The sequence below is a fragment of the Polaribacter sp. genome, from assembly GCF_051251875.1.
GTDB lineage: Bacteria > Bacteroidota > Bacteroidia > Flavobacteriales > Flavobacteriaceae > Polaribacter.
The window spans coordinates 80,737-91,315 of sequence record NZ_JBPOGL010000014.1 but is presented as its reverse complement, the minus strand read 5'-3'; the positions used below and the strand labels follow the sequence as shown (position 1 = coordinate 91,315).

6 protein-coding genes are annotated in these 10,579 nt (G+C 33.3%); all 6 read left to right on the top strand.

Annotation, left to right across the window (positions count from 1 at the left end):
* Positions 1-160: 160 nt before the first annotated feature.
* A complete protein-coding gene (locus ACSHW5_RS08305) occupies positions 161-1,582 on the top strand; it encodes a BspA family leucine-rich repeat surface protein (protein ID WP_435675657.1) in 1,422 nt (473 codons plus the stop codon).
* A gap of 214 nt (positions 1,583-1,796) precedes the next feature.
* On the top strand, positions 1,797-2,666 hold the full coding sequence (locus tag ACSHW5_RS08300; RefSeq protein WP_435675656.1) for an SGNH/GDSL hydrolase family protein: 870 nt from the start codon (positions 1,797-1,799) through the stop codon (positions 2,664-2,666).
* 1 nt (position 2,667) lies between these two features.
* On the top strand, positions 2,668-4,149 hold the full coding sequence (locus ACSHW5_RS08295; RefSeq protein ID WP_435675655.1) for a sulfatase family protein: 1,482 nt from the start codon (positions 2,668-2,670) through the stop codon (positions 4,147-4,149).
* Positions 4,150-4,376: 227 nt separating this feature from the next.
* Positions 4,377-6,473, top strand: coding sequence for a T9SS type A sorting domain-containing protein (locus ACSHW5_RS08290; RefSeq protein ID WP_435675654.1), 2,097 nt, complete (start codon positions 4,377-4,379; stop codon positions 6,471-6,473).
* Positions 6,474-7,077: 604 nt separating this feature from the next.
* On the top strand, positions 7,078-8,901 hold the full coding sequence (locus ACSHW5_RS08285; RefSeq protein ID WP_435675653.1) for an arylsulfatase: 1,824 nt from the start codon (positions 7,078-7,080) through the stop codon (positions 8,899-8,901).
* Between the two features lie 26 nt (positions 8,902-8,927).
* The gene (locus ACSHW5_RS08280; RefSeq protein WP_435675652.1) at positions 8,928-10,517 is read left to right on the top strand and encodes a glycoside hydrolase family 172 protein; all 1,590 of its coding nucleotides are present in this window, start codon (positions 8,928-8,930) and stop codon (positions 10,515-10,517) included.
* Positions 10,518-10,579: the final 62 nt, after the last annotated feature.

Here is a 10,579-nt window from a genome sequence, read left to right as displayed (position 1 = left end):
ATTACCAATTTAACGGGTACAAATACTGTGCGATATATAGCTAACGACCCAAAGAACATATCGTCAGTTTTTGCAGTTCAACCTGTATATTCACTAGGTCTAACATTTAGATTATAAAACATTAAAAAGAAATTTATTTACTAACTAAATATATAAAGAAATGCTTAAAAAAATAATATTTTCGCTTTTTTGCTTAGTCATTACAATGGCTTGCGAGCTAGAAATACCCAAAACCAATTTAATAATTCTTGATAGTGATGCAACTTACTCACAAACAGGAACAGCTACTCAAGGAGATCATATAGGTGTAATAAGAAGAGTTGCTACCAATACACTAGATGAAGGAGTTTTTGATTTACTTGCAGAAGAAACCCTAGTAGACCCAACAATAGAAGAAGCAAGTGCAGATGGTTTTACTTTCGAACTTATAGACCAATCTGTAAACAATGCCATTGAGATAAGTAGTACAGGTGTTATTACAATAAATGATATTGGTGCTTTTGACCCTACTAGATACGACCGAATTACGGTAAATTATGTGGCATTTCTTGAGGATAAATCTAAAGAAGGTACCTTTTTTATTGATATTATTGTTGATACTACGAATTCTGAATTTATAATTGAATGGAACGTTGAAGCAGGAGATATGATTCAATTGCCTTTATATGCTGGTGATGATTCAGATTATAATTTTACTGTAAATTGGGAGAATACTGGTGATCCAGCAGATGATGTAGCAGTAACCTCTTTTGATGACCCAGATGCAATGCATACGTTTGCAGATGCTGGCTTAAAAACCATGACCATCAAAGGGTTGATAAAAGGATTTAACTTTGGTCAAAATGGAGTTAGTGCAACTAAATTTGTGGATGTAAAAAAATGGGGTTATATGTATTTTGGAAGTCAACAAGGAGTGTTTCAAGGATGTACTAATTTAGTAGCGTTTACGGCAACAGATAATCCTTTAATTGGAAGCACAACCAATATGACGCTAATGTTTTATAACGCACGTACTTTTAATGGTGATTTAACTGGCTGGAATGTTTCTCAAGTTACCTCTATGCATTCAACTTTTAGAAATTGTTTTGCTTTTAATGGTGATATTAGCACTTGGGATGTTTCATCAGTTACCACTATGTTTCGAATGTTTTTTAATAGTGGTGCTTTTAATCAAGATCTAAATAACTGGGATGTTTCTAATGTTACTGAATTTGGACAAATGTTTAGAAGATCATCTGGTTTTAATGGTGATATAAGCAATTGGGATGTTTCTAGTGCTACTGGTTTTGGGCAAATGTTTAGACAGGCAGCTGCTTTTAATGGTGATATAACTGGTTGGGATGTTTCTAATGTTGTTGGTTTTGTTTCATGTTTTCTTCAGGCAACATCATTTAATCAAGATATTTCGGGTTGGAATGTTTCTTCTGCTTCAAGTATGGCTACTATGTTTAGTGGTGCTACAGTTTTTAGCCAAGATTTATCAGGTTGGGACACAAGTCTTGTTAGTGATTGTACTAATTTTGATCTTAACTCAGCATTAACAGAAGATCAATTACCTAAATTAGGGTGTTTTGATTTCTAATGTTTATGTGTAAAGTAGTAAAGTAGCAAAATAGCAAAGTGGCAAAGGTGGCAAAGTTTTGTTCCAATCCTTTGCCACCTTGTTTGTCACACCGTAGGAGTCTCAAGCAAGGTTTGCTCAACATTCGAAACTGAGTAACAAACTCTATAAGGAAGTTATGTTTTTATTCTTTCCACTAAATTAGTGGTAGAACCGATTTAAAAACTAATAAAATATGAAAAGAAGAAATGCTATCAAATTAATGGGATTATTTGGTTTAGCAGCATGTGCGCCCAACAAGCTTTTAAGTCAGGCCGTAAATAATACTTGTGATGTATGTAAAAATGCTTGGGAAAGTTTAGGTAAATTTACTAGAACACGTTACCAATTTAGATATATAGCGCCTGTTACAAATTTACCAAAAGTATTTATTTATGGAGATTCTGTTTCTATAGGATATACAGAATACGTTAGAGCGTCTTTAAAGGACAAAGCTTGTGTGTATCGTTTGCATACAAATGGGCAATCTAGTAGCGAATTTATTACTAGAATGGAAGGGTTGAGAAAAAGAATGTTTCAACCTAATTTAAAAGGAGGTTGGGATTTTGAATGGGATGCAATTCATTTTAACGTTGGTTTACACGATTTAAAATATTTAGCAAATAAAAAATTAGATAAGAAAAACGGAACACAAGTTTCAACTTTGAAAATTTATGAAGAGAATTTGCATAAAATTATTAAGTATCTAAAAACCAATTACCCTAAAGCAAAATTACTATTTGCTACCACAACTCCAGTACCAGAAGGTGCAGATGGCAGATTTGCAGGTGATTCTATAAAATATAATAAAGTGGCATTAAAGGTAATGAAACAATATCCAGAAGTTATTGTAAATGATTTATTTACATTTTCAACACCTATTTTAAAGGAGCATGGTGTAAAAGCAGGAGACGTTCATTATAAAGCAGCAGGTTCACGTTTACAAGGAATTCAAGTTGCAAAAAAGATTGCAGAGGCAATTGATATAACACCTATAGATTGCCCATCAACAGATATTATTAATGCTCAATTTAAAGCATACGAAACAAAAAAAAAGAAGAAATAAAATGAAATATAAAAGTATTTTATATATAATCCTTTCATTTGGATTTTTAAGTCTACAATCTTGTAACGCTCAAAAGCAACAAGAAAAAAAGCCAAATATCATTTTCTTTTTTACAGATGATCAATCTTATGATACTCAAAAAGATTTTGGAAACCCAGATGTAAAAACACCTAATCTAGATATTTTGGCAAATAATGGAGTTATCTTTAAAAGACATTACAATACCACAGCAATTTGTATGGCAAGTAGAGCCAATGTAATGACGGGGCAATTTGAATACAAAACAGGTTGTAATTTTGACCATGGTTCTTTAGGAACAAAACAATGGTCTACCTCTTACCCTGTATTACTTAGAGAAGCAGGCTATAAAGTTGGTTTTGCTGGTAAGTTTGGTTTTTCCATTTCTGATACCAATGGAGGTTGGAAAAAAGAAGGAGAAGTTGCCAAAAAAGATTTTGATTTTTATGGAGGAAGCCCACATCAAACATCTTACAAAACCAAAGAAAATAAATCTATGGTTAAATATGCAGCAGAATACCCTCATAGTACGCGTGCTTACGGAGCAGCTAGTATCGATTTTATAAGAGAATCTGCCAAAGAAGGTAAACCATTTTGTATGAGTGTTTATTTTAAAGCACCACATAAGCCATCAGATCCAGACCCAGTTTTTGATTCTGTCTATAAAAATACTGTTTTTAGAAAACTACCTAATTACGGTAGAAAAGCAGGAGAACATCTTGCAAAACAATCTAAAATGGGTAGACAATATCCAAGATTTGAAACATGGGGCTATGATAAAGATGAAACCTATCAAGCAGCCTTACGCAAATACAACCAACTTATTTATGGGGTAGATTATTCTATAGGAATGGTGTTAGAAGAATTGAAAAAATCAGGGTTAGAAGAAAATACCATCATTATTTTTTCTTCTGATAACGGTTATTTTAATGGTTCACATGGTTTGGGTTCTAAAGTACTGCCTTACGAAGAAGGCGCAAGAACTCCGCTAATTATTGTAGACCCAAGACAAAAAAATAAATCAATACAAACAACATCTTTATCAGGTAATGTAGATATTACTGCAACAATTCTTGATTATGCAGGTGTTAATATTCCAACGATTTATGATGGTAAAAGTTTAAAAGAAGTTGTGGAAAATCCTAGCAAACAAGTGCGAAACTCTTTACCAATTGTTCAAGTTTGGGGACCGAAAGCAACACATTGTTTAACAGTTATGGACGATCAATATAAATATGTGTATTGGTATTACAAAGATGAAGAAAAAGGAATTTTACCAACAGAAGAATTATTTGATATAAAAAATGATCCTTATGAAATGAAAAACCTTGCCAACCAATCTGATTATAGTAATCAACTTAAAAATATGAGAGCACTCTATGATGAACAATTACATCATTGGAAAAACGAAGGTGTAAAATATAATGGTTATGAAAAATACGAATCCTTATTCGTAAGACAATAGTTATCTAAAATATACTTTATTAAAAACATTCGTTTGGCTTTAACATTGATTTAGAGGAAAGCATAAAATACAACCCTCCCATACAGTTTGTTTCTCTGTAAGAGTCTCTCTAATACTGTTTAACTTTGCGTGAGACTCCTTCGGAGTGACAAACAAGATGGTTAAGGGAATGACGTTACTATTGATGTTTTATCCATTAAATTATCAGTATTACCTAAAAAATAAATATGAAATCATTTGTATTCATTATTCTGCTGTTTGTAAGTTTCTCTTTTTTCTCACAAGAAGAAAATAAAGATATTCTATTAATTCATGCTGCACAACGAGATTCACAAAACGGTGTTTTCCCTTCAACAGGTGTAGAAACTTGGTATGATCAGTTAAGTCAAATGAGTACTTCTGATGCCACACTAGAATACATTGCAGAATATGTACAAGGACTTTTAGTCTTAACGGATGATTATGCTGATGTAAATGTTGATTTTAATAGTCTTGGTTACGCCAATTCGTTGGCAGATATTTACTATGATCCACAGTTTGCAAGTATCAAGTCTACAATAATTAATGGAGGTTATAAATATGTAATATTCTTTGATTCTGAACAAGCATATACATATCCAGAAATTATCTATGAAGCATGCAAGCAGTTTTCACAACCAATTTTAGAAGCTGGAGGAACGCCTATGTTAATGATGAATTATTCTTCTTATGTTAGTGATATGAATCAATTGGGTGATTTTACCTATCGCGCAGCAAATGGAAACGGAATAGAAGTAATTCCTGCAGCTTTTGCTATAGATGAAGCAGGTTTGCAAGGAAGAAGAGTTGGAGAGGCTAGAGCAAAACAAGCAATGATTAGTGCCAGTGCTATTTATAGAAAAATTACGGGTTTAGATGCGGCAGATGCCAATTACGTTCCTACTTACGAACATACCAATATAAACCCAGCATCTCAATACACCTTTTCAAACGCCACAATTACGCAACTTGCTAATTATGCCACAACTGCTGTAGATACGCATAAAACAGCTGAACATTATACTACAAGTTATCAAAATGATGGAGCTGTGGTTTATCGTAATCTTGATGTAACAAGTGCACCTTTTAACAGTATTGTAAAATATTTTTACAAAGGCAGTAGCACGCATAATTTTACAGGAGATAGATTGAATACACTTATTAATAATACCTATACAGCGAGTGAACAAAAATTAGGAAATCAGAATTTTGACACCAGAGATTGGACCGTTGATGATACAACTCTTAGAGCATCTACTTTTGCAAATAATGCAGATTTGGGTGTGTTTATTTATGTTGGTGGGAGTGATCCAGATGCTTTTGCGCAAGATATCATCAACTCAAATCAAGCAAATATTGTTCCTCTTGTTTTTGATTGGATTAAAGGTTTTGACAGTGCAAGTGGAGTTACATCAACAACAAATGCATTAAATGATGAAGGTTGCGCAGCTTTGTGGTTTAACTATCATTTTAGAGGTTGGAAAACCATTCCGCTTACAGTAGGTATGGGAAGATTGAATGAAACTTTTTCTAATTTCATTGCGGCTGATGATGGGCTACATATTTCAGATCCTCTAATTTATATGAATGCAGCAATGATGATTGCATCTTCCATGGGAACGGAATTAGCCATTCCAGATAATTTGCCAACAAGAAAAGGAAATTGGACACAAACACAATTGGAAACTGCCATTAAAATGGGGCATGACCTCATAAAAGAACTTGCTTATATGTCAGAAACATTTAAGTATGTTCCAGATAGTGACCTTTCCATAACAACCAAAACCATTCCGAAAGTAGTTGTAAATGAACCATTTAGTTTTCAGTTAATAGCACAAGGTGGTACAAGTAATTATACTTGGGAATTGATTTCTAGTGCTCCGCTACCTGATGGATTATCACTTTCTACAGATGGTTTAATTTCTGGCAATGCAACTACAAATTTTGAATACCAAAATGTTGCTTTTAAAGTAACAGATAGTAATGGTGCTTTCCGTAAAGTTGGTTTAAACTTAACATCAACAACAGATGCTTTAAGTACATCAGATTATTTTTCTAGTGAACATGTGTTCGTTTATCCAAATCCGATTAATAAAAAGGAGTTAAATGTGTCAATTTCTGACAAGTTAAATTCAAATGCTATTCTCGAATTATATTCAATCGATGGTAAACGCTTAATTCAAAAAAGTTATAAGGATTCTAAACAAGATCTTACATTGAACGTTGGTAATATATCTTCAGGCATTTATTTGTTGAAGATTATAATAGGAAATACGATTAAAAGTAAGAAAGTAATTATTGAATAGTATAACTATTTATAATTTATTGCTTTTTCGTACAGTTTGCCACTTTCAGTTTGTCACTTTGTAAGAGTCTTATTCTATTACTCCAATCTTGTGTGAGACTTCTACGGAGTAACAATCAAGACGGTTAAGGAACTAAAAGATCAAGAAAAAATGGCTGCTTTTATAAACCTACTTTTTTTTAAAAAAGTTACCATCACTACTAAACTACATAGACACTAAGTTAATCATAAAAATTCTTATCAAGAAGAATATCAGATGAACTAATAAAGATATTGTTTTATTTGGTGATCTATAACTCATTCAAAAAATGATTTAAAAGAGCGCGTTAGATTGTTCTTTTAGTTTTTCAATATTTTCTATCCTTATATAGGCTAACGGCTGCTATTAACACAACTTTTTTAAATAAATGGGAGAATTCAGCAACATAAAGGCAGATTTGAGTCTGTTGTTTGGCGTTGTTAAGTTGTATTTTTGTTTAGCTCATTTTATGATTTTTATCTAAAACGATCTTTAAAAATTAATGTGATTCAACATCCATTTTGTTTTTAAAGACACCTTTGTTTTTAGAAATGTATGTCTGTTTCCTTTACATAAAGAAAATTCTATGAGTCAATTTTTCTCTAAAAAGAATAGAAAAGAAATGAAAAATAGATTTTGGTTTTGTTTGGTATTACATTTTGCTTTTCTGTGTTCAGTTTTTGCTCAAACAGCAACACCTAGAAAAGGAAAACCCAATGTAATTATTGTAATAACAGATGATCAGGGAACCGGAGATTTAGGTTGTATGGGAAATCCTTTTATCAAAACACCTAATATAGATAGCTTTTATCAAGAATCAGTAAGATTTACAAATTACCACGTTTCTTCTACTTGTGCGCCTAGTAGAGGAGCCTTAATGACCGGTAGACATACCAACAGGGTTAATACTTTTCATACCATTACAGGACGATCAATACTTTTTGAAGATGAAGTAACGCTTCCTCAGGTTTTTGCACAAAATGGGTATACCAATGGAATGTTCGGTAAATGGCATTTAGGAGATAATTATCCTTTTCGTCCGGAAGATAGAGGATTTCATGAAGTGGTAAGAATTGGTGGTGGAGGCATTACGCAAGGTCCAGATTTTTGGTGGAATGATGGTTTTGATGATACATACTGGCACAACGGACAATTACAAAAATACAATGGATATTGTACAGATGTATTTTTCTCAGAGGCATTAAATTTTATTGAAGAAAACAAAGACCATCCTTTTTTCTGCTACATTTCTACAAATGCACCTCATAAACCTTGGAATGTGCCCAAAGAATATTTAGATATGTATAAAAACGTAAAAGAAGTTAAAGAGATTTATAAACGTTTTTATGGGATGATCACCAACGTTGATGATAACTTTAAATTGTTAGAAGAGAAACTAGAAACACTCGGGTTAAAAGAAAATACCATTGTTATTTTTACTACAGATAATGGAAGTGCAGGTGGACAAAGAATATTTGATGCAGGTTTAAGAGGCGGAAAAGGAAGTGTTTATGAAGGAGGGCACAGAGTGCCTTTGTTTGTGAGATGGCCAAATGGAAAAGTAACTGGAGGGAAAGATATTGATGAATTAGTAGCACATTATGATTTGCTACCAACTTTTGTAGATTTATTCGATTTTGATTTTAATCCAGTAAAACCTATAGATGGTAAAAGTCTAAAACCATTACTTTATAATAACAATTCAAATTGGGAAAATAGAGTTTTGTATGTAGATACACAAAGACTACAAAATTTAATTAAGTACAGAACGTATGCTGTTATGGATAATGATTGGCGTTTGATAAATGGAAAGGAATTATACCATATAAAAACAGATCGTAGTCAAACCAAAAACATCATCAAGCAACATCCAGAAGTAGCAAATCGTTTGGCAGAAGGTTACGGAAAATGGTGGCAATCCATTATGGCAGAAAACCCAAATGAAAGATATGGATATATAAAAGTGGGTTCATCAAAAGAAAATCCAAGTAGAATTTCTGCGCACGATATGTTTACAGGCAAACACAATGGAGCTTGGCATCAAGATGGAGCCTCAAAAGCGGTACAAGCTACAGGTAGATGGAAAATAGAATTTGCAGAAGATGGAGAATATGCCATTTACTTACGTAGGTTTCCTAGAGAAAGTGAACATGCAATAAATGCAACTTTTCCAGGGCAAGAAAAAAGAATAGAATTACAAAAAACAATGTCTGGAAGTACAAAATCAGATTTTGAAAAAGCGTATTTGTACGTTGCCAACATCGAAAAAGAACAAAAGATTACACCTGGTCAATCAGAAGTTAAATTTACAGGAAAAATACCTGCTGGTAAATATGATATGGAGGCACAATTGATAGATAAGGAAGGAAAAGTGTATCCTGCATATTACGTTTATATAGAGAAATTATGAAAAATAAAAAGTCACAAAGTCTAATAATGAGTTTGTTAGTAATGGCATTAACAATTTTAAATTCATGTTCTACAAAAGAAACAGAGGTAAGTATTGAATCACTTTTAAATGAAATGATTGATAGAGATGCTGTGGCACACTTTCCAAAGAAGGATTTCCGTTTAAAACAGGAAAGTAGTTATAATCGTGCTTCAACAAGTCCCAATGATACTGTAGGTTGGTTTACCAATCATGATATGAATCCAAGAGCTAAGGATACCAATTTTATTCGGGTAGAAGAAAAAGAGGGTAAAAAGGAATGGGTGTTGATGGATCATCAGGGAGCTGGAGCAATTGTACGAACCTGGATGCCTCATAGATCACTAAAAAGAAGCACAACCAATAGTATCATAAAGTTTTATTTAGATGGTTCAACAGAACCCGTGCTTGAAGGAAATATGTTGGGGTTTTTAGACGGGACAGATTTTTTTCCTTATCCTTTGGCACATCAATCTTTACGTTCGGCTGTATCTTTTTTTCCAATTCCTTATGCAAAAAGTTGTAAGGTTACGGTTACAGAACGTCCGTTTTTTTATCAACTTACCTATAGGGAATACTCTAAATCTACAAAGGTAAAAACCTTTACAATAGAAGATTATCAAAAATCAGAAGGTCAAATTAAACAAGTTTGTGAAAATTTACTTGCCCCAAAAAATACAACTAAAGGTAAAACCGTGAAATTAAATGAAATTCTAGGTGCAAAAGAAGAAAAATCAATTGAACTACCTGCAGGAACTCAGGCAGTTCGTACGCTTACACTTAAATTAGGTAGTTATGCAGACTCAACAGTAACACGTTCAACGATTCTTAAAATGGAGTTTGATGGAAAACAAACAGTTTGGTGTCCTGTTGGTGATTTTTTTGGAACAGGGATTGGTTTACACCCTTTTCAAGGATGGTCTCGTACAGTTTCCGAAGACGGAATAATGTCATGTAGATGGGTAATGCCCTACCAAAAAACTGCTAAAATAACACTGCTGAACCTTGGTGATAAACCAATTGATATTCAGTTAAATACGGTGGTTGGTAATTGGAAGTGGAATAATAGTAGCATGTATTTTAATGCTGCTTGGCGAGGACAATACCCAGTGGCAACTCGTCCACATTCAGACTGGAACTATGTTACGCTTAAAGGCCGTGGTGTTTATGTTGGTGATGCACTAACCGTTATGAATCCGGTAGACGATTGGTGGGGAGAAGGAGATGAAAAGATATGGGTTGATGGAGAAGATTTTCCTTCTATTTTTGGTACAGGAACAGAAGATTATTATGGATACTCATGGGGATACAATGATTTTTATGAACATCCTTTTCATGCACAACCACGTGTTAATGTCTATGATAAGTTAAATAGAAAAATAAAATTAGAAGATAATAGCACAGAAGGTTATAGTACAGAAACCCGTACGCGTTCTTTAGATGTAATTCCGTTTGGAAGTTCTCTTCAGTTAGTTATGGAAGTTTGGAGTGGAACAGATTGTGAGATGGCTTATGGTGTTGGAGTTTATTGGTATGGCGATGCTTCAACTACGTCAAATCGACTACCTGATCCCGAAGGCGCTATGTCTGTGCATTAGTTATAATCAAATAAATATCTCTATGAAAGTTGGTTTAAGTTGGGTTGTAAAACCACATTTAA

Bases quoted from the DNA above. Each gene is read 5' to 3' on its own strand.
- ACSHW5_RS08305 (WP_435675657.1), top strand. From the start codon at position 161: ATGCTTAAAAAAATAATATTTTCGCTTTTTTGCTTAGTCATTACAATG.
- ACSHW5_RS08300 (WP_435675656.1), top strand. From the start codon at position 1,797: ATGAAAAGAAGAAATGCTATCAAATTAATGGGATTATTTGGTTTAGCA.
- ACSHW5_RS08295 (WP_435675655.1), top strand. From the start codon at position 2,668: ATGAAATATAAAAGTATTTTATATATAATCCTTTCATTTGGATTTTTA.
- ACSHW5_RS08290 (WP_435675654.1), top strand. From the start codon at position 4,377: ATGAAATCATTTGTATTCATTATTCTGCTGTTTGTAAGTTTCTCTTTT.
- ACSHW5_RS08285 (WP_435675653.1), top strand. From the start codon at position 7,078: ATGAGTCAATTTTTCTCTAAAAAGAATAGAAAAGAAATGAAAAATAGA.
- ACSHW5_RS08280 (WP_435675652.1), top strand. From the start codon at position 8,928: ATGAGTTTGTTAGTAATGGCATTAACAATTTTAAATTCATGTTCTACA.